Raw genomic sequence first — 24,697 nt, 5'->3', positions numbered from 1 at the left:
CTTGCGCCCCCAATCATGCATTTTCTGGAGTGGACGCGCGCCCGGATGCGTCGCGCATTCCTGTCTTCGTTGCATTATCACTTTGTGCTGCCTTCCTTCATCCGGCGCCGCCTATATGGCGCGCTAGGTGGATGTTGGCGTGCCTGGCCTGCGGGCCATGGCCTCGATCACTCCAGTAGCCCTGTTTCTAGTACTCAGGAAAGAATCATGAAAACAAGAAAAATACTCTCGCCCTTGTGCCTGGCGCTTGCGCTGGCATTTTGCATTCCGTCATCCGCCGCAGAACGATCAGCCAAAATTGCTGTCACACAACAGCAGATGCAAGCTCTCAATATCCAAGTGCGGGCTTTACAGCGCGATGCCGAACTTGTCGTCCTGAGCCTGCCTGCGCAGGTAGCGTTGCCCGCCAATGGTGAACAAATCGTCAGCTCGCCCGTGGCGGGCTTGGCGGTACAGCTGTATGTGCAACCGAACCAGATGGTCAAGCGTGGCGCACCGCTGCTGCGCGTGGTCAGCCAGGAACTCGGCCCCCTCCAATTGCAAGTGTTGCAAGCTGCGAGCCGTGCCGGCCTGGCTCGCCAGACTGCACTGCGCGAACGGGCTTTGTTCGACGAGGGTATCATCGCCCAGCGCCGTGTGCAGGAGGCGCAGACGGCGCTACAGGATAGCGAAGCGACATTGCGCCAAGCCAAAGCCGCGCTGCGCCTGGCTGGTTTGTCGGCACAATCTATCGAACGCCTTATCGCCAGCGGCAAGCTGGAGGATGGATTGACGCTCACGGCCACCCAGGCCGGCATCGTGACCAACATCGGGGTCAAGCCGGGTCAGCGGATCGATCCTGCCACCGCCTTGCTACACCTGACACAAGTGGATCGCCTTGCACTGGACATCCAGGTGCCTGCCGCTGACTCTGCAGCTTGGCGGGTCGGCGGCGCCTTACAGATAGAGGGGCGCAACAGCAAGGCACGCATCGTCAGTATCAGTCCGGTTGTCGCACCCGGCAGCCAGACGGTCGCTATTCGTGCTGAACTGGATGCTGGGACAAGCGGCTTGCGGCCCGGTGAAATGGTCACCGTGCAATTGCCGTTGAGTGCCAATACTGCCGCCTGGGACGTGCCGCTGGCCGCTCTGGCACACGACGGCAAGCAAGCTTACGTTTTTGTGCGAAATAAGGATGGCTTTGAAGCCCGCCCGGTGACCGTCGTCAGTAGCGCCGGGCAGCGCGTGCGTGTGTCCGGGAAACTGAAGGCGGGCGATCATCTCGCCATCTCCGGCGTCGTGGCCCTGAAAGGCTCTTGGCTGGGCGAAAAAGGAGGCAGCTGATGTTAGCCCGTCTGATTCAGGCATGTCTCTCGCAACGGCTATTTGTCCTGCTGGCGGCGTTGATGCTGGGTGGTGCTGGCTGGTATGCCTTCAACCAGTTGCCCATCGACGCCTTTCCGGACGTCTCAAGTACCCAGGTCAAGATCATCATGAAGGCCCCCGGCATGACGCCGGAAGAAGTGGAAAGCCGCATTGCGGTGCCAATCGAAGTCGAAATGCTGGGAATTCCCAAGACCAAAGTCCTGCGTTCGGTCACGAAATATGGCCTGGCCGACGTCACCATCGACTTTCAGGATGGCACAGATATCTTCTGGGCCCGCCAGCAGGTCAGTGAACGGCTTGCCGGCATCACCGAGAACTTGCCCGGTGGCATCAGCGGTGGTATGGCGCCGATTACCACGCCGCTGGGGGAAATGTTCATGTTTACCATCGAAGGTGGCGGTCTCTCCTTGGCCGAGCGCCGTAGTTTGCTCGACTGGGTGATCCGTCCCGCCTTGCGCACCGTGCCAGGGGTGGCTGATGTGAATGCCTTGGGCGGAGTAGTGCGCGCCTTTGAGGTCGTGCCCAATCCGCTGGCCATGGCGGCCGGCGGCGTCACACTGGCACAGTTGAGTGAAGCAATCCGCGCCAACAACCGCAACGACGGGGCCGGGCGCCTCGGCGAGGGTGATGAAGTGTTGCTGGTGCGCAGCGAAGGCAGCATCACCAGCCTCGATGATTTGCGCGCGGTCGTCGTCACGTTACAGAACGGGGCACCTCTGCGTGTGGGCGCACTCGCCGACGTACGCATCGGCTCGTTGACACGCTATGGCGTCGTGACTCAGAGCGGCAAAGGGGAAGCTGTGCAGGGCCTGGTACTCGGTCTGGCCGGCGCCAATGCGCAGCAAGTGGTCGAAGGCGTGCGCAAGAAGCTCGACGAGATCAAGCTAACTTTGCCCAAGGGCGTCACCCTAAATGTTTTTTATGACCGGGCACAGCTCGTCTCGAAAGCCGTGGGTGCCGTCTCGTCTGCATTATTAGAAGCGACGGTGATTGTCGTCGTCCTACTGGTCCTGTTTCTGGGCAACTTGCGCGCGGCGCTTACAGTAGCCCTGGTCTTGCCGCTGGCAGCGCTGATCACGTTCATTCTCATGCGCGGCTTCAATATGTCGGCCAATCTGATGAGTCTGGGAGGCCTGGCCATTGCCATAGGCATGCTGGTCGATGCGGCCGTTGTGGTGGTGGAAAATATCGTCCAAAGGTTGGCGCACGATCCGACTGCCGGCAAGTTGCCCCGTCTGCATACGATTTACCGGGCTGTGCGCGAAGTGGCCGTTCCCGTTACCTCCGGCATCGTCATCATCATCACCGTCTTTTTGCCACTGTTGACGCTGCAGGATCTGGAAGGCAAGTTTTTTGCCCCAGTCGCCCTGGCGATCGTTTTTGCGCTGGCCGGCTCGCTGCTGCTGTCGCTGACCGTCATTCCCGTCCTGGCTTCGTATCTGCTGCGCGATGTGGCGCATCAGGAACCCTGGCTGCCGCGCAAGCTGCTGACCTGGTACGTACCCATCCTGGCCTGGAGCATGCGCCGGCAACGGGTGGTTGCCATGGGCGCCGTAGCAATGCTGCTCGGCGCGGGCTTGCTCTACACGCAGGTGGGCAAGACGTTCATGCCCACCATGGATGAGGGTGACCTGATTGTCGGCATCGAAAAGCTGCCCTCCGTCAGCCTTGAACAAAGCGCTGCGCTGGACCTCAAGGTCCATCAGGCATTGATGCAAGCGCTGCCGGAAATCACTGGCGTGGTGGCACGTGCGGGTTCGGATGAAATCGGCCTCGACCCGATGGGCTTGAATCAAACCGACACCTATCTCTTGCTCAAGCCGGCTGGCGAATGGCGCATGAAGAGCAAAGAAGCCCTGATGGACGAGATCCGCAAAGTACTCGACCAGTTGCCTGGTATTAAATACAGCTTTACGCAGCCGATCGAAATGCGCGTGAGCGAGATGATCATCGGCGTGCGCGGCGATATCGCTGTGAAAATCTTCGGCCCCGATCTGGCGCAGCTGAACCAGTTTGCGTCGCAAGTGGAAACTGTTCTGAAAACCATACCAGGCAATCAGGATGTCTACACAGTGCAAAACGATGGCGTGCAATACCTGCGCGTGGCCGTCGACCGCTTGCAGGCTGGCCGATTGGGTCTGAGCGTCGAAGAAATCCAGGATGCGCTGCGGGTCCAGATCGAAGGCCAGCAGGCGGGCCATGCGGTCGAGGGCAATCGCCGCACGCCTATCTTGCTGCGTGCCGACGAATCTGTCCGTTTGTCACCGACGGATTTTGCCGCCGTGCGCATTACCGCCAAGGACGGCAGCAGCGTGCCGCTCAGTACCGTCGCCAAGCTGGAACGGGCCGAGGGACCGGTCAAGATCGACCGCGAGATGGGTAGCCGCTATAGCGTAGTGATTGCCAATGTCAGCGGACGCGACCTGGTGGGTTTCGTCAACGAAGCCAAAGCCAGTGTGGCCAAGACGCTGACGTTGCCAACCGGTTACCGCATTACCTGGGGTGGCCAGTTCGAGAACCAGCAGCGCGCGGCCGCCCGCTTGAGCGTTGTCGTTCCGGTGGCGTTGGGCTTGATCTTTATCGTCCTGTTTTCCACCTTCCGCTCGGTGCGCCAGGCGCTGCTGATACTGTCGATCATCCCGTTCGCCCTGGTGGGCGGCATCGTCGCCTTGTGGGTTACAGGCGAGTATCTGTCGGTGCCGGCATCGGTCGGCTTTATCGCCTTACTGGGCATCACCGTACTCAACGGCATCGTTTTGGTCAGCTATTTCAATCAGCTGCGTGCCGAGGGAATGGCCTTGGCCGAGTTGGTGGTGCAAGGAGCACGCCGACGCCTGCGCCCGGTGATGATGACCGCTTCCATCACCGCTTTTGGCCTGATTCCGCTGCTCTTCGCCAGCGGCCCGGGCTCGGAAATCCAGCGCCCCTTGGCCATTGTGGTGATCGGCGGCCTGATCACGGCGACCGCCTTGACCCTGCTGTTGTTACCCATTCTTTATTTGCGCTTCGCGGTGGCGAAGCAGGAGAAACCCCATGACTGACCTGTGTTTAACCTTGCTGTGTCCTCCGGCGCTGGAAGAGCGCGTGCTCGACACGCTGCTGATGACAAGTGAAATTTCCCTCTTTACCAGCACGGCGGCGGCTGCGCACGGCCTGGCGCATGATCGGCTCAGCGCCACCGAGCAAGTTCTGGGCTTGGCCAAGATGACGCGCATCGATGCACTCCTGCCGGAAGCGCATCGCGAAAAGGTGCTGTCCATGCTACGCCAGATATTGCAAGGCGGCGGTGTGCGCTACTGGCTCACGCCCATTACCGAAGCGGGGGAGGTGCTATGAAATTTGGCATACTCATTGCGTTGGCGGCGGGTGCGGTCCAGGCCGCGCCACTGCCGCCAACGCCCGGCTTGTTGCCGACAGCGATGGTGCGCCCCCTGCTAGACCAGGATCCCGAGGTCGCCGCAGCCCGTGCCGGGCGCGAAATGCTACGCCAGGATGCCGCGCTCGCGCAGGACTCGCCTTATGAATGGACGGCCAAGGTCACGGCCCAGCGGCGTACCTTGGAAGCAGGCCCGCATTACAAGGAGTGGAATGCGGGCGTGGAGCGCACGCTGCGCCTGCCGGCCAAGGCCAGTGCGGACCGCCGCATCGGCCAGGCCTTGCAGGAAGAGGGGGAGGCGCGCTATGGAGAGGCCTTGCACGAGACCGCGCGTGAACTACTGGGGCTGTGGCTGGACTGGGCGCACGCGGAACAGGCGCTGGTACTGGCGGCTGAGCACCAGCAGGCAGCCAGCGACAATCTTGCTGCGGTGAACAAGCGTGTCAAGGCCGGTGACGCCGCCGCGCTCGATGCCAGTCTGGCACGTGGCGACCTGGCCGACCAGCAACGCGTCAGTATCGAAGCCAAAACGGCGGCCGCTGTTGCCTGGGCGCGCCTACATGCGCGTTTTCCGGGCTTCCGGCGCGAGTTGGCCACCTTGCCTTCATCGCTGCCACTTGTCGAGTCGCCCACGTTTTGGCGTGAACGGATCCTCGACCAGAGTGATGAACTCAAGATTGCCGAGGCGCAATTGCTCAAGGCGCAAGCCGTCAGCGCCCGCATGCGCGCCGAGCGCACGCCAGATCCCACCGTTGGTCTGTACACCGCGTCGGAAGTGGGCGGGCGTGAGCGCATCACCGGCATCATGTTCAGCATTCCCTTGCCTGGAGCCCATCGGGCCGCACGAGATGGGCGGGCGGTTCAGGCGATGGAGGTGTCGCAGCATGAAGTCGCGCTGAAGCGACGCTTCCTTGACGGCGCCATCGCCGTGGCGATTGCTTCCGCGCAAGGCGCGCATGAAGGCTGGCAGGTGGCCGAAGCGGGCGCGGCGGACATGCGCGACAACGCGCGGTTGCTGCAACGCGCCTACACCTTGGGCGAGGCCGATCTGCCCACGTTGTTGACGGCGCGGCGCCAGGCGACCACTGCCCAGCAAAATGCCCTGGCAGCCCGTGTTGCTGCGGCGCGTGCGTATTACGGCGTCTTGGTCGACGCGCATGTGGTCTGGGACATGGACCATGAGTAAAACATTTTTCCAGGCGTCGCCCGATGCCATGACTTTTAACAGGAGCACTACGTGAAATTGATGTTGAACAGACCGGGCCTTGGCGCCTGGTGGCGCTGGCTCGCCGGCACCTTACTGTGGCTGTGCGCCGGCATCGCGGCGGCGCACGGTGTTTCCGAGTCGGACAAAGGTTTTCTGCAGGCCAGCAGCGGCATGCAAATCCTGCCGTACATTTATCTGGGGGCCAAGCACATGGTCACCGGCTACGACCATTTGCTGTTTTTGTGCGGCGTGATCTTCTTCTTGTATCGCATGAAGGATATCGGCCTGTATGTGACGCTGTTTGCCATTGGTCACAGTACTACCTTGCTGCTGGGCGTGATCAACGGCTGGCATATCAATGCTTATTTTGTCGATGCCATTATCGGCTTGTCCATCGTGTACCGTGCTTTCGACAATCTGGGCGGCTTCCAGACGCTCTTTGGCTTCCAGCCGAACAAGCGGGCGGCCGTACTGATCTTCGGTTTCTTTCACGGTCTCGGGCTGGCCACCAAGCTGCAGGACTTCGCCTTGTCCGCCGACGGCCTGGTGCCGAACATGATTGCCTTCAATGTTGGCGTGGAGATCGGCCAGCTGCTCGCTCTGAGCATGATCCTGATCGCCATGCGCTACTGGCGCAGCACCACCAGCTTTGTGCGGTATGCCGCCGCTGGCAATTTTGTTCTGATGACGGCCGGATTCATTCTGGCTGGTTTCCAATTCACCGGCTTTCTCAGCAGATAGGAGCACGACCCATGACATCCATCCCAATGAACGGCATTTCGGTCGCAAAAAAAGAACTGCTGCGCGGTACCGGGCTGGCGGCTCTGGTCGCCGGCCTCATTTTGACCGTGGCAGTCCTGCCTGCCGAATATGGCATCGATCCCACAGGACTCGGCAAGGCGCTGGGCCTGACTACCTTGCATCGCCCGGCAACGGCCGCCGCCGATAGCTCACCCGCGCCGCAAGGATCGCAGGTTTCGGCGCCGGGCGAGGAACGCGCGCTCACCATTGCAGCCAAGCAAACGGTGCCGTATCGCTCGGACGAGCAAGAGATCACGCTGGCGCCCGGCAAGGGCCTGGAAGTCAAAACCCACCTGGCCAAGGGTGCAACGCTGATTTATTCGTGGGAAACGAAGGGTGGCGCCGTGGTCAACCACGATTTCCATGGCGAGCCGGTCAACGCGCGCGAAGACGAGTTCGAGAGCTTTATCGCCGACAAGGGCGTGAGCAGCTCCAGCGGCTCGCTGATCGCGCCCTTTACGGGCGTGCACGGCTGGTACTGGAAAAACAAATCGGCCGAGCCGGTGACGCTGGTCCTGCGCTCCAGCGGTTTTTACGCTGACATTTACAAGAAGTAATTAGTACCGCTGGTTTCAGTGCGCGGCGCCAATCACACGGCGCCGCGCACAAGCACGACGGCTTATCGGGGCGAGGCCGACCAAAATCGCCGCATCCATGGAGAATTGCATGAAAAAAGTTATGTTGACGTTGGCCACTTTGTTGCTCGTTTCCGGCGCACCTGGCGCGTGGGCCCACACCGACCACGATCATGATGAGGCGCCGGCCCAGATCAAGCTCGAATTGAAGGGCGGCAAGACGGGAGCCACGGTGTATGCCAAAAGCGCGGGCAAGAGCTATCCGACGGCAGGCGCAACGGGCTTGTTGACAATCATGACGGGCAATACCAAGACCGACGTCGCCTTGCAGCCTGGCGTGGACAATACGATGATCGCCAAGACGGCGGTGCCGCTGGCAGCCGGCACCCGAGCCCAGGCAAGCATTACCTTTGCGGACAAGAACACAGTCAAGGCCGAGTTGGTCGCCAAGTAAGCCAGCATGCGGCCCCTCACCGGGCCGCAATGAGGGTTGCGCTGCCAAGGTGTGCCGGATCGTGCATACTGGCAGACTAAGTAAACAATACGTTATAAAAGCATGGTATGGCATTTTCATCATCTTCACCCAGTCACAGCACGCATCAGGGTGTCGTGTACGCCTTACTGGCGGCGGCCCTGTTTGGCGCCAGCACGCCCTTTGCCAAAACGCTGGTAGGGCAGGTCGCTCCCGTCACTCTGGCAGGAATCCTGTACCTGGGCAGCGGACTGGGCTTGCTGGCCTGTTTCTTGGTGCGCGCGGTGCTCACCCGCAACACCAAGGACAAACCCGCCACGCTCACGACTGCGGATTTGCCATGGCTCGCGGGGGCGATTGCCTTTGGCGGCATTGCCGGGCCGGTCCTACTGATGTTCGGTCTGACGCTGACGCCTGCCTCCTCGGCATCGTTGCTGCTCAATATCGAGGGCGTGCTGACTGCCATGCTGGCGTGGTTTGTCTTCAAGGAAAATTTCGACCGCCGTATTTTCATCGGCATGCTGCTGATCGTCGCCGCTGGCATCCTGCTGTCCTGGGAGCAGGTGCCAAAACTGGGCGTGCCCTGGGGGGCGATCACCATTGTCGGCGCCTGCCTGTGCTGGGGCATCGACAACAATCTGACACGCAAGGTGTCCGCCAGCGATGCCTTGCAAATTGCCGCATTGAAGGGCCTGGTAGCCGGTTCCGTCAACCTGGCCATCGCCCTGGCTCTGGGTTACACCTTGCCCAGCGTCAGCATCGCCGTGAACGCAGGATTGGTCGGTTTTTGCGGCTACGGCTTGAGCCTGGTGATGTTCGTGCTGGCGTTGCGCCACCTGGGAACGGCCCGCACGGGCGCTTATTTTTCGGCGGCGCCGTTTGTCGGCGCGGTCATCTCGCTGTTCATGCTGGGCGACATTCCCGGGCTGCTGTTCTGGCTGGCCGCAGCGTTGATGGCCGCCGGCATTTGGCTGCATTTAACGGAAAATCATGAGCACTATCACGAGCATGAGCCGCTGTTACATACGCATGTGCACAGCCACGACGCCCATCACCAGCATACGCACGATGACAGCTGGGACGGCAAGGAGCCGCATGTCCATGCTCATCAGCATCTGCCGCTGCGTCATGCGCATCCCCATTATCCAGACATCCATCACCGGCACGATCATTCATGACTCTGGTCAAAAAGAAGATTGCATGGGACGAAATCGCGGATTCGCACAATTTCGCCGAGCTTATGGGTGTAGAGAGTGAATTCGTACGTTCCCAGGTAGATGGAATCCTTGGAAGGACCAGCGATGATTGACGAGGTTGGAGCTAACGTCTGAAGGATCATGCCGCCTTTGCCTAGCCACGACAGCTTGGCGGAAGGTATTGCCAAGGCAAGACTCGGCCATCTTGGTTAGCCCAGGATTGATGTCATCGGTCAGGATTGTCGTCAGCAGCAAGGTCTTGTCCTTGGCTGTGTCGTTGGTTTTCAAATGTGTGAAGTGCCGGGTGAACCTGGCACTTCATCAGCTTCCATCGACAGTTCAGTGATCTTGGTGTGCGGTAGCAGCATAGCTCAATCGCACACGTCAACGCTTAAAGGCGAGCAAGAGAACACCACTAGCGACCAGCGAAATGCCCGACCACTCCCGGACTGATAGCCGTTCTCCCAGGAAGGTGAACGCGAACACAGCCACCAAGACGAGGCTAAGCTTGTCCACAGGAGCGACTTTGGATGCATCCCCTATCTTGAGTGCCCGGAAATAACATACCCAAGACGCGCCAGTGGCTAGGCCAGACAGCCCAAGAAACAACCAAGTTTTCGGCGAAAGCTCGAAGGGATTGGACCACTTGCCCGTGTAAGTCACGAACACGGATAGTACGACAATAATGACCGCCGTTCTGATCAAGGTGGCCATATCGGAATCGACTCCCTGTATGCCTATCTTAGCAAAAATAGCAGTCAGTGCTGCAAATACGGCGGATAGAATTGCCCAATAGAACCAGCCATTTGATGTCGCCATATATTTCCTTAAAGTGGTTTAGCCAGCGGCATGAGCACACAGATACATAGGCCAGAATGCGTCACTTCGTCTGAGAATCCTATCTGAATCTCAGCGCCAATCCGATCCGTGACTGCCTTGACGATGGAAAGGCCCAGACCTGATCCGACCTGATCGCTCCCAAGAATGCGATAGAATGGGGCAAACACCCGATCTTGTTCTACTACTTGAATCCCAGGCCCTGAATCTTGGACTCGCAATATTGCGCGACCTTCTTCCTCGGCGACAGAAAGATCGACCCTGCCGCCAGTCGGCGTATAACGGATGGCGTTATCAACCAAATTCTTGACGACGGCAATCATGTCCAGTTCGTTAACCCAGAGTAGGGCGTCTTGTTCTCCTTCGACACCAATATCGATGTGTTTGGCTTCTACCAGTGGCATTAGGTCTTCCAGAACACGTCGATAGACGTCCTGCACTGATACGGGCGACTCGGGTCGGTCGAGCGCAGACTGAGCCTTGGCCAGGGTGAGAAGCTGATCCAATAGGTTCCGGCCACGCTCGATGCCTCGGCGCAATGTCCTGAGACGTTCACGTGCAAGGTCAGGCATATCTGCTTCGGCCAGCCGCTCGGCTTGCAGTGACAAGGCGGTTAACGGAGAGCGAAGCTCATGCGCCGCATCCGCGACAAACCGGCGCTGTGCTTCCATCGCTTTCTCAACTCTGGCAAGTAGACTATTGATTGCCACCACGAACGGTCGTACTTCAGCAGGAAGATGCTTTTCTTCGATTGGATGTAATTCTTGTTCGGCACGTTGGTCGATTTCCGCAGATAAAGAAGCGATGGGCCGGAACATCTTACGCACAAGATCAGCCACGATCAAAAGCAGGATTGGAACCAGAATTAGCAACGGCATCAAAGTGCGCAAAGCGCTGTCGCGTGCGATTTCATCGCGAACGCCAGTTTCCTGCGCTACGGCGATACGCTCGCCGTTGGACGTTGTTTTAACCAATACACGGAACGGTTCTCCGTTAACTTCAAGCGTATGCAGACCATCGGGTAGCGTGATTGGTAGTGGCAGCGGTGCTCCGGTCTCACCTTTTCCGGTCACCTTTCTGCCATTTGCTAGATACTGGACAATGACCCGGGACTCTTCATCGCTGTCTTTGGCGCGTCCATCGTCTCCAAAATGTGTAAGCGGGAGGTGTTGCTGATCAAACAGCGCCGCAACTTGGCGCAGCATATCGTCTTGCAACTCGTGGGCTTCGTCGAATGCGGATACGAATGAAAATAAGCCAGCCACCAATGCGATGACCAAAATGGCCAGCGACAGCGAAAACGACAGCTTGAACTGGACTGACTCGTTCAAACGTTTTTTGAAACCATCCATCCAACCCCCCTGACATTTTTGATGATTTCTCCGCCCAGTTTGCGCCGCAGTGCATGGATCAGGAATTCGACCGCGTTGCTTTCCACCTCTTCGCCCCATCCGTAGATACGGTCTTCCAGATCACTGCGGGAAAGAATTGCACCGGGGCGTGCCAGCAAGGCTTGCAACAACGCGAACTCACGGTTGGAGAGTTGCGCCGGGGCACTACTGTTGACTGCGGCCTCTCGCGTGGCCGGATCAAGCGAGACAACACCGTTGCTGAGTATGGGCGTTGCGCTGCCTCCCTTGCGTCGTAACACGGCGCGCATGCGGGCCAGCAGTTCGGCCATTTCAAAGGGCTTGAGCACGTAGTCATCGGCCCCGCCATCCAAGCCGCGCAGTCGATCATCGAGGCCGTCACGGGCGGTGATGATGAGCAGTGGAACGGGGTTGTCCTTGGCGCGGATGTTGGTCAACACCTCCAGCCCATCCTTGCCAGGCAGTCCAAGGTCGAGCAGCACCAGGTCATAGTGCTGGCAACCCAGTGTCGCAAGGGCAGTTTGACCGTTTTTTACCCAGTCGGCCGCATAAGAGGCGTCTTTCAACGCCCCTTGGATGGCTTCGCCAATCATGGTGTCGTCTTCGACCAGCAAGACTCGCATTATTCCTCCTTCTTATACCGATAATTCAATGCGCTGTTCTGGCAGCCCTTTGCTTGAATAGTAAAATACTAGTCAAAATAAAGGCGAATAATGCCGCTGATGCTGAGTAACGACTCAGAGCCAGGCCGCCTGCACTGAGCGGCTTATCCAAAAAATCCCCCACCACTGCACCGAGAGGTCGAGTCAAAATGAATGCTGTCCAAAAAAGCAGGATCCGCGACACATTTGTCCAATAGTAAGCTGCAACGACCAGTGCCAACAAGACGCTGAACACTATAGCGGCGCCGGTGTAGCCCAAGCCAGCGGTACCGGCTGTCCAGTCGCCCAGTGCCGTTCCCAAGGTCTGAGAAAACATGATAGTTACCCAGTAGAATATCTCGGCTTTCGGCGAACTGAGCGTGCTGACCGACACTGAGCCTAGTGTTCGATGCCATATAAATAGGGAACCGAACAACAAAGCTATGAGTAAGGTCGAGCCACCAGCGTACCCGATACCAAGTGATCGGTCTGCAAAATCAGCCAGCGTCGTGCCGACTGTGGTAGTTGCAATGATGGTTGCCCAGTAAAGCAAGGGGTGAAATTTCTTGGCCTTGATTTGCGCAAATACCGCTGTCAGAAATACCGCCAAGAAAATAGCAGTACCAATCAGGTACCCCAAATTCATCGACATCGAAACGGCATCGCCAGCTGTTTCGCCGAGCGTGGTGGCTGCAATCTTGATAATCCAGAAAGCGAGCGTCACTTCAGGGACTTTGCCTAATGCTTTTTCGGTTGAAATATTCATCTCAATTCCTGTTTACTAGTTAGTGCTTGGCTTGGAGGGAGTCAAAAATGGTCATCAGGTCAGCTAAAGCCTTTTTGCAGTCGATTTGACTGGGTACATCTACACGTAGGGCGCTAAGGGCGCGGTCAATGGCTTTGTCGAGCATATGCCAGTCAGTCGCTGCACGGGGCTTCAAGCCTGCTTCCGCCGAGTCCCATGCGACCTCCAACTCCTTGATCCGCGTTTTAGCAGCTGGCAGATCGCCTTTATCTACGAGGGCAGCAACCTCTGCGGCGATGGTCCGAAACACAGACAGATCCCCAAGCTTGGATGCAGTCTTTGCCTGCGGTGCAGAAGTAGCCTGACTTGTTTTTAATGAAGCAGAGCCTGCCGTACCGGTGTTGGTAGACTTTGAGCAGCCAGCCGCAAGGGCCAAGAGAGCGATGGCCGATAGTGCGGTAACGGAGTGAGTTAGCGAATGCAGATGGCGCATGATTTTTCCTTGAGTTTTTCGATAGAGTTTATTCGACGGCTTGTGCATTCATGCTATTGCCAACGCTAAACTGCGCGACGGCCACCAGCATCACGATCACGGTCAGGAATAGAGCACTGGTCCACATGGCACCCATGCCGAGGCCCCCATAGGCCTTGGCCTGCGTCAGCAGGTCGCCAAGTGCGGCACCGAAGGGGCGAGTCAGGATGTAGCCTATCCAGAAGGTCAGAACGGCGTTGCCGCCCATGCGCCATACCGCATAGGTGATAGCGATCAATATGCCGAATGACATCGCCCCCCATGTGAAGCCCAGAGCGATCGCTTCGGTCGCCAAGTCACCTGCCGCCGTGCCCAGTGCAAACGTGCAAAGGATGGCAGACCAGTAAAACAACTCCCGGCGCCGTGTGAAAATCTCATGGATGGACAAAGTACGTTCCACCCAATACCAAACCGCAAAAATTCCTGCCAGCGCCACGGCAAATGCTGACGTGCTGACATACAGGCTCACGCCTAGCCCATCGGTGAGCAGGTCGGTAATCTGGGTGCCCACCACGCTGACCAGCACGACCGAAAGCCAGTAAATCCAGGGCGTGTAGCGCCGCGTTCGTAACTGTATGATTAGGGCAACAGCCAACAGCGCGCCCATCACTGTGCGAGTCATGCTTTGGCCGAAGCCAGCATTGACAGCCAGAAAGTCGGCTCCTGTTTCTCCGACCGTCGTGGACATGATCTTGATGACCCAGAATGAGAGCGTCACTTCGGGGACTTTGTTGAGCCAATTTGATGTGGAAGGCATGGTCAGCGTATTCATGGCGTTGTTTCCTGCAAGGGCTGGTTGTTCTTGGGGCAAGTTTGACCGGCCAAACTTAGGCCAGCCATAGGCCCATCACTTGCGCACCCATCCAATTTGGATGAGTTTTCGGAAGAGACTTCGATGAACGCTCAGGGTAAGGCGGTAGGCGGCGGGCAAATACATGCGTACTTCACGAAAGGCCAGCCACGCACTCAGCACCCCGACCATGGCCGCACCCACCATGTCCAGCGGGAAATGAACGCCGAGATAGATACGCGCCCAAGCAACAGGCAGCCCCAATAATGCCAGTGCCAGGCCAGCCACACGTGAGCTGCTGTGCATCAGGAAACTAAAGGCGACGGCCCATAGGAGCGTCAGATGGTCGCTCGGGAACGAAGAATCAGCAGCATGGGGAATCAGGGTGTGCCCCAGACCGATCATGAAAGGACGTGGATGTTGCGAAACCAGCCCAATGATCTGGTTGATGAGCAAGCCTGCTAGACCGGACGCGGTCGCTTCGAGCAAAACCTTGCGGGTATGTTCGCTTCCGCGTAGCCAACCGAGCCCGAGGATGGCCGGGAGCGCCCAAATGGCATATTCAGCGAAAATGGTGGCGACGGCCAATAGCAGCGTGCTTGGATGCTCTGGTGCATTAAGCCAGAGAAATAGTGCGTGATTGAGGTTTTCCATTTGTTCTCCGTGGCCGGATCACCCCATAGGGATGCCCCGACCATAGTGGCGTATAGTCAATCTCGCTTGTCGTGGTCGTCGTCACGATCCGCTTTGTCTTCGGCGGACGAAATGACCGTGCCTTTGTCGGCATCGACTTTGACATCAAAGACCTTGGCCCCACTGACGACTTCCACGTCGTAGACCCAGCCCTGTTTCGAGTTTTCGTACTCAGCGCGTGCAGCCTTGCCATTGGCGTGTTGCTCGGCAGTGGTGACAGCCTGAGCCAGCGGGATTTTGGCTTTGGTGATGGCCATGGCATCGTTTTCCATGCTGCCTTGGGCGGCATAGGCAACGGTGGCCGCAGCGGCGATGGCTGCGGCCAGGATAGAAAGTTTGCTGTAGCGATTCATGGTGCTTCTCCAAAAAGAACGCAGGTATTTGCGTAATGGAGAGACTACGGAGGATGACTTAGCTGGCACTGAGCCGCTGCAAAATAGTTTAGTTTGCTTTATTTTCCGTTTTCTGAGACGCCTCCAGGGAGAACGGCCCATATCAAACCCATCACTTCATGCCAGTTGGCCCTGCATACGGGCTCCAACCCAAATGTTTTATTACTTGCTCGCAGGAGGAAGAAGGTTCTGCTCGATGCGGCGCCGGTTAAAGGAATCTTCCCTGTCAATGTAACGCATGGCAGACTGTGCGTTTTTCCAGCCGACATGTTCCATCAGCGTTTTCAGATCCCACCCATTGGCAGTCGCCCAGGTGGCAAAGCCGCGGCGCAGCGAGTGGGCGCTGTACAACTCAGGTGCATCCACGCCAGCTTCTTGCAGGATATTACGCAGGAGCGGCACCAAGCTATCGATGTTCAATCCGTTGACGCCGATGTTGCCCCAGCGATCAATGGCACGAAACACCGGTCCAGCCGTCAATTTCGCTGCGGCGATCCATTCCTCATAAGCGCTGACCGGGCACAAGCGCGACAACAACGGCACCTTGAAATTGCCACCCTTGAGCTGGTGATCGCCTTTGGTGCGCGGCAAGAAACAAGTCATCCCTTCACCTGGCGTGATGTGAATATGCTCGATCTGCAAGCGCGTCAGCTCATCGCCGCGAAACCCGCGCCAGAAACCGAGGAGAAACAACGCTTTGTTGCGGCGGTACCGCAACTCGGTGGCCAGTTCACCCTGGGATTGCGCGGCGTCGACGTTGGCCGTCAACCAGTGATCGACCGCCATGAGTTGATCGATCTGGAATGGTTTTGCCCGCTTTTCTTCTGCTGGGTGCAGCGTCTGGATACCGCGTAAGACTTGGCGTACTACCGGGGCCTTGGTTGGGTCGGGAAAGCCCTGGTCGAGATGCCACTGGGCTAATGCGGCCAATCGCTGACGCAGGGTGTTGATGGCATACTTGCCGGCTCGGTCGGCTAGGTAGCGTGCCACGCTATCGGACGTCGTCGGCAAAAAACCACCCCATTCAACTTCAAAGTCGCGGACCGCGCTTCGATAGCTCTTTCGCGTGTTCTCGCGCGTGGCAGCCTGCAGAAAGAGGTCGATATCAGACATGGCATGGTAAGGCAGAAAAAGCGGGCGGGTAAGGTCGGCTGGGTAGATCGTCGCTAGTGGCGTTGCCAATTATGTCCGGTGCTATCGGCAAATGTACAGCAAACGCGGACAAAATGGCACGGAAGCAGGTATGACACAGGATAATGGTACATTATCCGGCCTCAATTTCAAGCAGAATCTCGCCTTGATTTTCGCCCGCAATGGTATGTAATTACATGGCACATACCGCATTATCTTAATTCGTGGAGATACCATGTCCCGTACTGGCCTTTACCCATCAGACGTCCGTAAAGCACGGGATTCACTGCTTGCACAGGGGCGACATCCTTCCGTTGACGCCGTTCGTGTCGCGCTTGGCAACACGGGCTCGAAGACCACGATCCACAAGTACTTAAAGGAGTTCGAGGCGAAGGAGGGCGTCGTTAACGGACGTAGCGTGGCTGTCAGCGATGCGCTGCAGGATCTGGTCGCGCGCTTGGCGGCGCGATTACACGAGGAAGCGGATCTGCGCGCGGACGCCGCCCTCGTCGACAGCACAGAAGAAGCACGGCGCCAAGCGCAAAACGCCCAAAAGCTTCAGCAAGATCTGGAGGCGGCCCGCAGATGCGAGCGCGACTTGACAGAATCGCTGGCAACCGAAAGGGACATGCACGAGGAAACGAAGGCGGCGCTGCAGCGGGAAACCATCCTGCGCCACACGGCCGAGCAGCAGGCGGCCGGTCTCAAGGACAGGCTCATCGAAAATGAGCAGCACCGCGCCTCGCTCGAGGACAAACACGCCCACGCCCGCTCAGCCCTCGAACACTATCGCCAGTCGGCCAAGGAACAGCGCGACCAAGAACAGCGACGCCATGAGCAGCAGCTTCAGCAGGTGCAGGCGGAACTGCGGCTGCAACAGCAGGCGTTGGTGGCCAAGCAGGAGGAGGGGGGGGCGACTTAATCAGGACGCCACCCGCTTGGTCGTGGAACTGTCGCATGTCAAGCAGTCGTTGTACGAACAAGTAACGCTCGTGCGCAAGCAGGTACAGACAATCGAACGGCTTCAATCGCTGCAAGTGCAGGTGCCCGATCTCGAACGGCAACTCGTAGGCAAAATGGTCGAGATCGATATACTGTCGCAGGATCTGGCTGCTACCAAGGAACAAATAACGCCAACTGCAGAGCGAGTTCGGGAACTCGAAGTTGCGCTGACCCAGGCCGAGGCTCGCGAACAAGCACGGCAAGGGATCGACGACCAAATGCGCTCCTACCTCGAATTCATGAAACGGGGCCTTGAAGGCGAGAAGCCTGGCGCATAAGACGTCGCGTATGTTGGCGCGAAACGGGGTTTCTAACGAGTGCTTGCTCGTTTCGTGTAAACTTCGGGATCACAAGGAATAGAACATGAGCATATTCACCATCGGCTACGAAGGCCTAAACATCGACAATTTCCTTGCATTGCTCAGATCGGGCTGCGTGGAAACGGTCGTCGACATCCGAGAACTTCCTCTGTCGCGCAAGCGCGGCTTCTCAAAGAATGGGCTGCGTGACATGTTGAACGCCCACGGTTTCGCGTATCGGCACATGTCCGAACTCGGATGTCCGAAACCGATACGCGACCAGTACCGCCAAGATGGAGACTGGCAACGCTACAAGAAGGATTTCAAGCGCTATCTGTCCCTTAAGAATGATGTGATCGCCGACCTTTCGGAAATGGCCGGAAGCTCCAACTGCGCGCTGCTTTGCTTCGAGGCGAACTACCGCATGTGCCATCGCTCCATGGTCGCCGACGCGGTTCACCTGGCATACGGCATCGAAGTCGCGCATCTCCAAGCAGGCACGGTCAAAACAGCGACGACTGCGAATCGTCCTGAGGCACTCGCTTAGGCGGGTAGATCAGGCTGATGATGAGCCACTGGTGTGGGAATCGATGCATGTTTCCCATCATGAAGATCAAGTCCTTCTCCGCGAAATCGAGTTCAAGTTTTGCACGGAAGGGCACCTCCCAGCCCGCACCGTAATTTGTCCGGCACGTGCGGAAGAACATGCCGACTTCCCAATCGACGATCTTGTGTTTACGGACCTCCTCGCCCGCGGGCGTCTCGCAAACGTAATGGTAATAAAAGTCGAAAGGCAACTTTTCGAGCCGTTTCAGGTGTTTCCGCTCTTCGTCCCGTGAAAAGAGGTTGCCCTGGCTTTGCTCTTGAAGTAGTTTGGCCATCTCTTCCTCTGTCCAATCGGGCTCGCTGACCGACACAATTTCCAGTCGAACTAGTCGCTTGGGCCTCAATATCGCGAGGCTCATGCCCCGACCCGAGCGCTCGCCGTCCATCAGCTCGAAGCTGTCGTATAAGGGCAACTTTTCCCACCACAAACGGCGTGTGCACCATTTCTCTTTCGTCGGAATTCTCTCACGCACCTGAATCGTGTCCACGTAAATCTTATGGCTCTCAGGGCGATGATCGGCCGACGACTTTTCGACTCGGACGTCAATCCACTGCCATTTCTGAAACTGTTGATCGCCAGAAATCATACGAAATGGGACCGGATACAGCCGCCTTGCCTCACCCCGGTCATTGATTCCAGCGACACACGATGTCTCCGCATGTTTGGCGCTAGGCGAGGGATAGGTTTTCGCCAAAATCAAAATGCGCTCAACTCTGGTCGTCATTGATGGGAACCTTCCAATATCTATTGGGGGGAACTTCTTGCCTAATGCACATATTAACGGCAAATTCCGATAGAATATAAAAAATAATCCACATCGTTTACTCAAAGATGACCTAAGATTTTTGCCGTTTTAGTGATTTTTTTGGTTTCGCAATGTTGCTGTATGGCATTTCAGGGATGTGTTTTAAAAGATCGACATAGATTATTTTTTCATGTTACGTCCGCAAATTAACTCTTTATCGCTCGACAACCAACGTCCCTATGTATCTACAAACACTGGAAATCAAGAATTTTCGAAAAATTAGTGCGCTTACCATGTCATTCTCTTCTGGACTAAATATCCTACTAGGAGAGAACAATATTGGGAAGACCACCATTGTTGACGCATTGCGCACATTATTGAGCGGCCCCGATGAGCTTTACACGCGCTTGGGACTAGAAGATGTCAATGATCAAACGCTCCAGCGGATCACCTTCCGTTTTGTTTTCAAGGGCCTCGATATCGACCAAGCAGCCCTATTCATGGGCGCAACCGTGTTGGACGCAGACGGGAGTTTTTCGGCCGAATTTCTCGCAGAATTTGATGCTCCAGATCGGTTAGGCCGTCTCAAAGCGCGACGATACTGTGGCGCGAGAAATACGACCGCCATGACCGCGGAAATGGCTGAGCAACTGCGTAGCGTCTATTTGCCGCCGCTGCGGGACGCATCACGGGGCCTGAAACCCGGTGCTCGGAGCCTATTGGCCCGATTGCTGCAAAGTGTTTCTTCAGCGGAGGGGCTGCAGCAGTGCAACCAAATCCTTGCTCAAGTTGATCAACAACTGGGAGCCTCGCAACCAATCTTAGCTACGAAGGCTGCCATATCCCAGCGGTACAATGGCATGCTTGGCGACGTTCTGACCCAGCAACTTGACCTCAATTTAAGCCCTCAGGACATCGGGAAAATTGCGGCACGCTTGGCGATTCTCGCTGACGGATTCGATATCGAGCGAAATGGACTTGGCTACAATAATCTGATTTACATGGCCGCGGTCCTCGGAGAATTGTCTTTAGCGGAAGAGGCCGTATATCGTTCCTTAATTATTGAGGAACCCGAAGCACATTTGCACCCCCAACTACAATCAATTTTGCTGTCGTACTTTCAGCAAGAGGTTGCGCATGGGGGACAGCAAGTGCAGTTGTTCGTAACGACACATAGCCCACATTTTGCTGCTTTGGCAAACTTAGACGACTTAATTAAATTAAGCGAGCATCACCGTGTTCTGACGGCGTTCTCGGTGAGAAATGCAAATCTTGTCGCGCGTCAAAAGAAAAAACTTGAGCGCTATCTGGACATCACCCGTGCCGACCTCTTCTTCGCTAGGGCGGTAATCATGGTTGAGGGTGCCGCAGAACGAGCGCTCGTGCCCGCTATGGCCGCTCATCTGAATGTCAGCTTGCGGCATCTGGGAGTCACCGTGGTCAGCGCGGAAGGTTTGAATTTTGATTGCTTTCTGCCATTGTTTGGACAGAACGCGATGCCTGTAAAGGTGGCCACCATTACAGATCGAGATCCTAACGCAATTCCTTTTCCGGCGTTTGGCGTACATGGTGATATTTCCAATGCTGCTTTGGCAATTATCGCCATGGATGAGACTTTCAGGAAGGCGTTTATCGGCGCGAAGACGCTTGAATATGACATAGCTCTGCAGGGGCCTATTAATCGCTCACTAATGCTTGCGGCATTGGCAGAAATTCATCCTGTTATTGCCCGAGATCTCGCGGCCGCTGTTGGTCTTCAATTGGATAACACGGAAGCGGCCCGATGTCTTTTTCAAGGCATGTTCGAGCGCCCCGTAGGAAGCAAAAATGTTTCAAAGGCAGCATTCGCTCAAGAGCTAGCGGAAAAGCTAAGAGAGAATCCCGCCGGCTTTGTGGTTCCCGAACATATCCACGCGGCCTTTTCTTGGATCCGGGTTCCGGCGCCGCCTCGTGCATTAGTGGCCTTGCCTCCTCCAGCACTAGCCGTGTAAGGATTTTAATGTCTATCGAAGATCAAAATACTGTAATAACCGCGCCGCTGATCAGTATGTCGATCATTGCCGGCGCCGGAAGTGGCAAGACCAAAACGGCGATCGCCAGAGTTCTTGCAATTGTCAATCGCCTTCCTCGGTTAAAAAGAGTGGCACTACTTTCCTTTTCGAATATTGCAGTAAATACTTTTCGTGAAGGACTTATTAAGGCGGGCGGAGACGTTGCGCGAGTGAACGTGTCCACATTCGATTCTTTTTTTGCACAACACATCGTAATCCCTTACGCCTGGAATTTCATGGCCTGCCCAGAGAAGCCATTCCTCGTTTTCGGTTATGAGCCTTTTTTGAACTCGTTTACTATTTTCCATGAGAATCGACATTACAACATAAGTGATTTAAAAATCCGCTACACTGCCGCAGGCTATCAAGCGATCCTTGGGCAAAACCAAATAGTGCCCTGGCCGGTCGCGCAGACGGCGATTGCAAATTTGGGAAGAACAGGGGCTTACACCTATGAAACGGCACGCTATTGGACTCACTTGGTCTTGAGCAATTGGCCCTATCTTGCCCAACTTATCGTTACACGGTATCCCCATATTATTGTTGACGAAGCCCAAGATATCGGGGCTTTGGACTGGGCAGTTCTTCAAATCTTAAAAGATTATGGATTGCAACTATCGCTGATTGGCGATCCTGCGCAGGCGATTTTCGGATTTAATGGCGCTGATGGGGGACATCTTCAGCGATACGTTGCCACCGATGGGATTGCCCATTATTCACTATCTACTAACTTCAGATCGGTGCCTTCGATTGTCCGATGCGCAAATCAGCTCACGGGCCGGACGGACGTCGCAAATAGAGCAGCACTTCACAGCAATTCCGGAGCGTTCATCGTTCCCTATGTTCCGGAAAACCCGAGATTGATTCTCGATCGTTTCCAGCAAGTGACGAATGATTTGGGCTATCCACTAAACGAAAGCGCAGTGATCTGTCGGGCTAATGCGTTGGTGGAGCAGCTTAGAGGCGGCTCCGCAAGCCGAGGGACAGGCCTGGTGAAAAATTTGGTGAAAGCGGTGGATAAAAGAATTTCCAACGAGTACGACCGCGCATTTTCCGAATGTGTCGGGGTCGTCGCTGCTTTAATCGAACCACCGAATCCAAGATTCCGGGCACTGCTGGACGACTCGCAAGAACCATGGGCACTTGAAGTGAAGGCAAAAATCTGGCGCTTTGTATGTGATCACGAGAATGGCCTGCCCCGCAGCGAACTTAGCGCGCGCGATGTGTGGTTACCACGATTGTTAATCAATCTGCGTGCACTGCTTCTCAATCTTGCGGGCCATGGGATGACTTTCGCTGAAATAGGGCGAAGAATTACTGCTAGGGATCTTGATGCTGATCCCCTGGTACGTCCCAGGCATTACGTGAGGGTCGATACCGTACACCAGGTAAAGGGGGAAAGTATCGGTTCGGTTCTGTATATCGCGACTGAGAGACATGCACAAGAACTATTCGGAGGAGTCGGCACGGAAAACGGGCGTATCGGCTACGTCGCGCTGACTAGGGCGAGGGATATATTTTGGTTGGCCGTTCCTGAGAATGTATATGAGCGACTTGCTGAGCGCGCAGCCACTGTTGGCATAATGAGATTGCCGATATAGCTCGGAACGATAGTTTCAAACGCCTGCCTGAATTGTTTGCGTACTGTAAGCTCACTCCCGAACTCCGGGGTGCGACATAGCGGGCAGGGCGGTAATGGGTTTAAGTGATCGCTATCCCGGTGCACATCTTTTGGACGGATCCACAAGTGAAGGCTACACCGTACATGGGCTTGCATCATCCCCCGTGAGCGATGTTCCAGGCTTACGGAATATCAATCCGAACTTGCCATATTGTGGCTGTTGGGGCTAGATTTCGATAGCCTGAAGCCGATTCGTGTTCAGACCTGGTACTGATGACAGCGGCGACCTGCACGGGGGAGTATCACTTGAAGTTTGCTTCAAAGGACTATTGTGAGAGCCAGAATCTATCTTATTGACGATGTATTAGTCGCGGAGTGCGAAGGCGGCCTTCATTTATCGCACGCTGACGCCACTGAGCTAGCTGATCTTCTTTGGGCAAATGATGTGACGTCTGAAGAAGTATCCATGGTCGACTAGCATGAAGACGCAGAACGTGCTCCTCTGTCCGGGCACAAGATGGCGATCTACCAGCGTCTACGCCTGCATGGACACTCATTGGAGTGAGTGCCACTCAAGCCGCGTGCTTGCCTAGCCCATCAGCAATAAGATGGATGTCTAGTCTTGTGTGAGCACTTTGGAGGCTGCATGGAATTTTCGAACCGAGGCAACAAAAGGGGAGTTCTGGCGCAAAGCAGCTGCGCGAGACGACCGCTCTTCCAAAATGGAAGCCGCGTCAATAGGGCGCTTGAGAAGTTCTCGCCAAGCAGAAATATAGTCTCTGCTACAGAGCAAACTCTTTTCCCAACTTTCTATCTGGAGGTTAGCTAAAAAGATAATTTCGTTCACAATTGCAGCCGGTGCAGTGCGAAGGGCCAATGCAACTGGCACATGCTTTGCGAGACGACGTTCATCAATGTCCAAGAATGGGCCGTTATTGTATTGAATTTTTGAATTGCTTGCCATAATGCCATCTCAGACCGCTATGATTATAGCTAATAACCTGCCGATTCCTTCAGCATAGCACATAGTTTGCTTAAAAATGATGCACCATCTCGACAAAAATGAGAGGTAACGAAATTGTGCTGGATCACTGTACTAAACCTCCAGCCCTGGGCAGATATGCTTGCGAGAGAGTCTCGCGAGTGGGCGGAAACCATGCAGGCATGGCCCCGGACAGCTACAATGTTAATGAAAATTCCAGAGAACTGGTTGCGCGATGCAGAGCTAGCTGACCTATCTGCGCAAAAAGAGGCTTTACGGTGATAGAAATTAAAAGGTAGCAGAAACGCCGGTTCGCCTACGGAGATCGCCGCAGGGTTTCGCCGGAGAACTTTGGACCTGATCTAGCTGATAGGTTAGAACGTCTTTTGAGCAGCTTGGTTAGATATTTAGGTCAATCGGCATGTCACCCCAACCTCGAAAACTTTTTCAGCAACGTCAAGAGCTCGTTAAACGCTACGTTAGCCTGGCAGTGTACCGCTGGATGAAACCCAAGACGCGAGCGCTTGCAAGATGTCTTAGTCGCCCTAGACTTCAATGGTCGGAAAAAAGGAGACGGCTGGCACTCGTATTTGCGCTAGAGACACTTGCGCTTGAGACCGCCAGGGCACGACGACTTGGATTCGAAGCAAACACCGTTGTTCTAAATCTTGGACTCTTCTTTTTAACTGCCGAAAGGGATATACAAGCGGTGAAAATAGATGCTTTGACTCATCCTGATGCTTGGGCACGGGGTCTCGCGGCGAGAGTCATGCTTCTGACCATTCACGAGTTGGACATTGATAAGGTTGCAGGAAATAAATTGCGAAAGTCACTTGATGATTGTGAAATTCCAGATGAACTTCGACACGACGTAACAGAAGCAATGCGCACCATTCGGAAAGCCCAAACAAAGGCGCAGCAACAGTTTGCCTATCTTAGAAACTCGACCATTGCGCATCGCGATGCCGATGCCTTGCGACAATATCGTGATATCACCAATATCGATGAGTTGGAGGTTACAAGAGTCGCGGTCGACTTTTACGCTGGAACAAGCAAATTCCTTGAAATGATTCCGAGACTGCTTTCCCATATGGCCACTTGGCAAGGCATGATCAGCCAACTAGCCGCGCAAAATGCACGGAAGGGGGTTTGAGGTGTACTGTCAATAGCGGACACTCTTGTTTCAAGCCGCCTGTGGTTGTTTGCTGAATTTTTCAGCAAACAACGCGGGCGGAACATTGCCGAGGCGCGAGTGGCGCCGCTGGCG

At 55.9% G+C, this 24,697-nt stretch carries 25 protein-coding genes and 1 pseudogene; 14 read left to right on the top strand and 12 right to left on the bottom strand.

The window, feature by feature from the left end; all coding sequences use genetic code 11:
* The first annotated feature begins 207 nt into the window (after positions 1–207).
* The 8 genes from ACQ4WP_RS18530 to ACQ4WP_RS18495 all read left to right on the top strand — a co-directional run bounded on the left by ACQ4WP_RS18530 (position 208) and on the right by ACQ4WP_RS18495 (position 8,974).
* Positions 208–1,323 carry an efflux RND transporter periplasmic adaptor subunit gene (locus ACQ4WP_RS18530; protein WP_436523158.1) on the top strand — a complete coding sequence of 372 codons (1,116 nt, stop codon included), beginning with the start codon at positions 208–210 and terminating at the stop codon, positions 1,321–1,323.
* The gene (locus tag ACQ4WP_RS18525) at positions 1,323–4,406 is read left to right on the top strand and encodes an efflux RND transporter permease subunit (RefSeq protein ID WP_436523318.1); all 3,084 of its coding nucleotides are present in this window, start codon (positions 1,323–1,325) and stop codon (positions 4,404–4,406) included. The genes ACQ4WP_RS18530 and ACQ4WP_RS18525 overlap by 1 nt, the downstream gene beginning before the upstream one ends.
* Positions 4,399–4,701, top strand: a complete 303-nt coding sequence (locus ACQ4WP_RS18520; RefSeq protein WP_436523156.1) for a DUF3240 family protein — start codon at positions 4,399–4,401, stop codon at positions 4,699–4,701. Before ACQ4WP_RS18525 ends, ACQ4WP_RS18520 begins: the two co-directional genes overlap by 8 nt.
* Complete coding sequence (locus ACQ4WP_RS18515; RefSeq protein ID WP_436523154.1) at positions 4,698–5,927, top strand: TolC family protein; 1,230 nt, start codon at positions 4,698–4,700, stop codon at positions 5,925–5,927. The genes ACQ4WP_RS18520 and ACQ4WP_RS18515 overlap by 4 nt, the downstream gene beginning before the upstream one ends.
* 60 nt (positions 5,928–5,987) lie before the next feature.
* Positions 5,988–6,689: a HupE/UreJ family protein gene (locus ACQ4WP_RS18510; RefSeq protein ID WP_436523316.1), complete on the top strand. Its 702-nt coding sequence runs from the start codon at positions 5,988–5,990 to the stop codon at positions 6,687–6,689.
* 11 nt (positions 6,690–6,700) lie between these two features.
* Positions 6,701–7,306, top strand: a complete 606-nt coding sequence (locus ACQ4WP_RS18505) for a transmembrane anchor protein (protein WP_436523152.1) — start codon at positions 6,701–6,703, stop codon at positions 7,304–7,306.
* 109 nt (positions 7,307–7,415) lie between these two features.
* On the top strand, positions 7,416–7,778 hold the full coding sequence (locus ACQ4WP_RS18500; protein ID WP_436523150.1) for a hypothetical protein: 363 nt from the start codon (positions 7,416–7,418) through the stop codon (positions 7,776–7,778).
* A gap of 107 nt (positions 7,779–7,885) precedes the next feature.
* Positions 7,886–8,974 carry a DMT family transporter gene (locus ACQ4WP_RS18495; protein ID WP_436523148.1) on the top strand — a complete coding sequence of 363 codons (1,089 nt, stop codon included), beginning with the start codon at positions 7,886–7,888 and terminating at the stop codon, positions 8,972–8,974.
* Positions 8,975–9,147: 173 nt separating this feature from the next.
* On the opposite strand, the pseudogene ACQ4WP_RS18490 reads toward ACQ4WP_RS18495, so the two are convergent.
* The 10 genes and pseudogenes from ACQ4WP_RS18490 to ACQ4WP_RS18445 all read right to left on the bottom strand — a co-directional run.
* Positions 9,148–9,363 (bottom strand): annotated as a pseudogene (locus ACQ4WP_RS18490) (Tn3 family transposase); the annotation flags it as partial.
* 13 nt (positions 9,364–9,376) lie between these two features.
* Positions 9,377–9,811, bottom strand: coding sequence for an EamA family transporter (locus tag ACQ4WP_RS18485; RefSeq protein WP_436523146.1), 435 nt, complete (start codon positions 9,809–9,811; stop codon positions 9,377–9,379).
* A gap of 8 nt (positions 9,812–9,819) precedes the next feature.
* Complete coding sequence (locus ACQ4WP_RS18480) at positions 9,820–11,181, bottom strand: ATP-binding protein (protein WP_436523144.1); 1,362 nt, start codon at positions 11,179–11,181, stop codon at positions 9,820–9,822.
* Positions 11,157–11,822 carry a response regulator gene (locus ACQ4WP_RS18475; protein WP_436523142.1) on the bottom strand — a complete coding sequence of 222 codons (666 nt, stop codon included), beginning with the start codon at positions 11,820–11,822 and terminating at the stop codon, positions 11,157–11,159. Before ACQ4WP_RS18475 ends, ACQ4WP_RS18480 begins: the two co-directional genes overlap by 25 nt.
* 25 nt (positions 11,823–11,847) lie before the next feature.
* Positions 11,848–12,606, bottom strand: coding sequence for a COG4705 family protein (locus ACQ4WP_RS18470; protein ID WP_436523140.1), 759 nt, complete (start codon positions 12,604–12,606; stop codon positions 11,848–11,850).
* 19 nt (positions 12,607–12,625) lie between these two features.
* The gene (locus ACQ4WP_RS18465) at positions 12,626–13,078 is read right to left on the bottom strand and encodes a hypothetical protein (RefSeq protein WP_436523138.1); all 453 of its coding nucleotides are present in this window, start codon (positions 13,076–13,078) and stop codon (positions 12,626–12,628) included.
* A gap of 28 nt (positions 13,079–13,106) precedes the next feature.
* Entirely contained in the window at positions 13,107–13,889 is a 783-nt protein-coding gene (locus ACQ4WP_RS18460; protein ID WP_436523136.1) for a COG4705 family protein, read from the bottom strand.
* A 75-nt stretch (positions 13,890–13,964) separates the two neighbouring features.
* Entirely contained in the window at positions 13,965–14,561 is a 597-nt protein-coding gene (locus tag ACQ4WP_RS18455; protein WP_196855216.1) for an undecaprenyl-diphosphatase, read from the bottom strand.
* A 56-nt stretch (positions 14,562–14,617) separates the two neighbouring features.
* Entirely contained in the window at positions 14,618–14,953 is a 336-nt protein-coding gene (locus tag ACQ4WP_RS18450) for a PepSY domain-containing protein (RefSeq protein ID WP_196855215.1), read from the bottom strand.
* A 201-nt stretch (positions 14,954–15,154) separates the two neighbouring features.
* The gene (locus ACQ4WP_RS18445) at positions 15,155–16,105 is read right to left on the bottom strand and encodes a site-specific integrase (protein ID WP_436523133.1); all 951 of its coding nucleotides are present in this window, start codon (positions 16,103–16,105) and stop codon (positions 15,155–15,157) included.
* 253 nt (positions 16,106–16,358) lie between these two features.
* Between ACQ4WP_RS18445 and ACQ4WP_RS18440 the strand changes: the two genes are divergently transcribed.
* The 3 genes from ACQ4WP_RS18440 to ACQ4WP_RS18430 all read left to right on the top strand — a co-directional run bounded on the left by ACQ4WP_RS18440 (position 16,359) and on the right by ACQ4WP_RS18430 (position 17,971).
* Positions 16,359–17,045, top strand: a complete 687-nt coding sequence (locus ACQ4WP_RS18440) for a DNA-binding protein (protein WP_436523131.1) — start codon at positions 16,359–16,361, stop codon at positions 17,043–17,045.
* A gap of 16 nt (positions 17,046–17,061) precedes the next feature.
* Entirely contained in the window at positions 17,062–17,403 is a 342-nt protein-coding gene (locus ACQ4WP_RS18435) for a hypothetical protein (protein ID WP_436523129.1), read from the top strand.
* An 85-nt stretch (positions 17,404–17,488) separates the two neighbouring features.
* A complete protein-coding gene (locus ACQ4WP_RS18430; RefSeq protein ID WP_436523127.1) occupies positions 17,489–17,971 on the top strand; it encodes a DUF488 domain-containing protein in 483 nt (160 codons plus the stop codon).
* Here the strand turns inward: ACQ4WP_RS18430 and ACQ4WP_RS18425 are convergent.
* Positions 17,928–18,755, bottom strand: coding sequence for a DUF8758 domain-containing protein (locus ACQ4WP_RS18425; protein WP_436523125.1), 828 nt, complete (start codon positions 18,753–18,755; stop codon positions 17,928–17,930). The genes ACQ4WP_RS18430 and ACQ4WP_RS18425 overlap by 44 nt on opposite strands.
* Before the next feature lie 260 nt (positions 18,756–19,015).
* On the opposite strand from ACQ4WP_RS18425, the gene ACQ4WP_RS18420 reads away from it, so the two are divergent.
* Complete coding sequence (locus ACQ4WP_RS18420; RefSeq protein ID WP_436523123.1) at positions 19,016–20,767, top strand: ATP-dependent nuclease; 1,752 nt, start codon at positions 19,016–19,018, stop codon at positions 20,765–20,767.
* A gap of 8 nt (positions 20,768–20,775) precedes the next feature.
* A complete protein-coding gene (locus tag ACQ4WP_RS18415) occupies positions 20,776–22,428 on the top strand; it encodes a UvrD-helicase domain-containing protein (protein ID WP_436523121.1) in 1,653 nt (550 codons plus the stop codon).
* A gap of 636 nt (positions 22,429–23,064) precedes the next feature.
* Here ACQ4WP_RS18415 and ACQ4WP_RS18410 read toward each other — a convergent pair.
* Complete coding sequence (locus tag ACQ4WP_RS18410; RefSeq protein ID WP_436523119.1) at positions 23,065–23,412, bottom strand: hypothetical protein; 348 nt, start codon at positions 23,410–23,412, stop codon at positions 23,065–23,067.
* Between the two features lie 787 nt (positions 23,413–24,199).
* On the opposite strand from ACQ4WP_RS18410, the gene ACQ4WP_RS18405 reads away from it, so the two are divergent.
* Positions 24,200–24,583 carry a hypothetical protein gene (locus ACQ4WP_RS18405; RefSeq protein WP_436523117.1) on the top strand — a complete coding sequence of 128 codons (384 nt, stop codon included), beginning with the start codon at positions 24,200–24,202 and terminating at the stop codon, positions 24,581–24,583.
* Positions 24,584–24,697 lie beyond the last annotated feature (114 nt).

This window comes from Janthinobacterium lyxosi (genome assembly GCF_051380665.1).
GTDB lineage: Bacteria > Pseudomonadota > Gammaproteobacteria > Burkholderiales > Burkholderiaceae_D > Janthinobacterium.
Note: the sequence above shows the minus strand (reverse complement) of the source record. Positions and strands in the feature narration are given on the sequence as shown.

Bases quoted from the DNA above. Each gene is read 5' to 3' on its own strand.
- ACQ4WP_RS18530 (WP_436523158.1), top strand. From the start codon at position 208: ATGAAAACAAGAAAAATACTCTCGCCCTTGTGCCTGGCGCTTGCGCTG.
- ACQ4WP_RS18525 (WP_436523318.1), top strand. From the start codon at position 1,323: ATGTTAGCCCGTCTGATTCAGGCATGTCTCTCGCAACGGCTATTTGTC.
- ACQ4WP_RS18520 (WP_436523156.1), top strand. From the start codon at position 4,399: ATGACTGACCTGTGTTTAACCTTGCTGTGTCCTCCGGCGCTGGAAGAG.
- ACQ4WP_RS18515 (WP_436523154.1), top strand. From the start codon at position 4,698: ATGAAATTTGGCATACTCATTGCGTTGGCGGCGGGTGCGGTCCAGGCC.
- ACQ4WP_RS18510 (WP_436523316.1), top strand. From the start codon at position 5,988: ATGTTGAACAGACCGGGCCTTGGCGCCTGGTGGCGCTGGCTCGCCGGC.
- ACQ4WP_RS18505 (WP_436523152.1), top strand. From the start codon at position 6,701: ATGACATCCATCCCAATGAACGGCATTTCGGTCGCAAAAAAAGAACTG.
- ACQ4WP_RS18500 (WP_436523150.1), top strand. From the start codon at position 7,416: ATGAAAAAAGTTATGTTGACGTTGGCCACTTTGTTGCTCGTTTCCGGC.
- ACQ4WP_RS18495 (WP_436523148.1), top strand. From the start codon at position 7,886: ATGGCATTTTCATCATCTTCACCCAGTCACAGCACGCATCAGGGTGTC.
- ACQ4WP_RS18485 (WP_436523146.1), bottom strand. From the start codon at position 9,811: ATGGCGACATCAAATGGCTGGTTCTATTGGGCAATTCTATCCGCCGTA.
- ACQ4WP_RS18480 (WP_436523144.1), bottom strand. From the start codon at position 11,181: ATGGATGGTTTCAAAAAACGTTTGAACGAGTCAGTCCAGTTCAAGCTG.
- ACQ4WP_RS18475 (WP_436523142.1), bottom strand. From the start codon at position 11,822: ATGCGAGTCTTGCTGGTCGAAGACGACACCATGATTGGCGAAGCCATC.
- ACQ4WP_RS18470 (WP_436523140.1), bottom strand. From the start codon at position 12,606: ATGAATATTTCAACCGAAAAAGCATTAGGCAAAGTCCCTGAAGTGACG.
- ACQ4WP_RS18465 (WP_436523138.1), bottom strand. From the start codon at position 13,078: ATGCGCCATCTGCATTCGCTAACTCACTCCGTTACCGCACTATCGGCC.
- ACQ4WP_RS18460 (WP_436523136.1), bottom strand. From the start codon at position 13,889: ATGAATACGCTGACCATGCCTTCCACATCAAATTGGCTCAACAAAGTC.
- ACQ4WP_RS18455 (WP_196855216.1), bottom strand. From the start codon at position 14,561: ATGGAAAACCTCAATCACGCACTATTTCTCTGGCTTAATGCACCAGAG.
- ACQ4WP_RS18450 (WP_196855215.1), bottom strand. From the start codon at position 14,953: ATGAATCGCTACAGCAAACTTTCTATCCTGGCCGCAGCCATCGCCGCT.
- ACQ4WP_RS18445 (WP_436523133.1), bottom strand. From the start codon at position 16,105: ATGTCTGATATCGACCTCTTTCTGCAGGCTGCCACGCGCGAGAACACG.
- ACQ4WP_RS18440 (WP_436523131.1), top strand. From the start codon at position 16,359: ATGTCCCGTACTGGCCTTTACCCATCAGACGTCCGTAAAGCACGGGAT.
- ACQ4WP_RS18430 (WP_436523127.1), top strand. From the start codon at position 17,489: ATGAGCATATTCACCATCGGCTACGAAGGCCTAAACATCGACAATTTC.
- ACQ4WP_RS18425 (WP_436523125.1), bottom strand. From the start codon at position 18,755: ATGACGACCAGAGTTGAGCGCATTTTGATTTTGGCGAAAACCTATCCC.
- ACQ4WP_RS18420 (WP_436523123.1), top strand. From the start codon at position 19,016: ATGTATCTACAAACACTGGAAATCAAGAATTTTCGAAAAATTAGTGCG.
- ACQ4WP_RS18415 (WP_436523121.1), top strand. From the start codon at position 20,776: ATGTCTATCGAAGATCAAAATACTGTAATAACCGCGCCGCTGATCAGT.
- ACQ4WP_RS18410 (WP_436523119.1), bottom strand. From the start codon at position 23,412: ATGGCAAGCAATTCAAAAATTCAATACAATAACGGCCCATTCTTGGAC.
- ACQ4WP_RS18405 (WP_436523117.1), top strand. From the start codon at position 24,200: ATGCTTCTGACCATTCACGAGTTGGACATTGATAAGGTTGCAGGAAAT.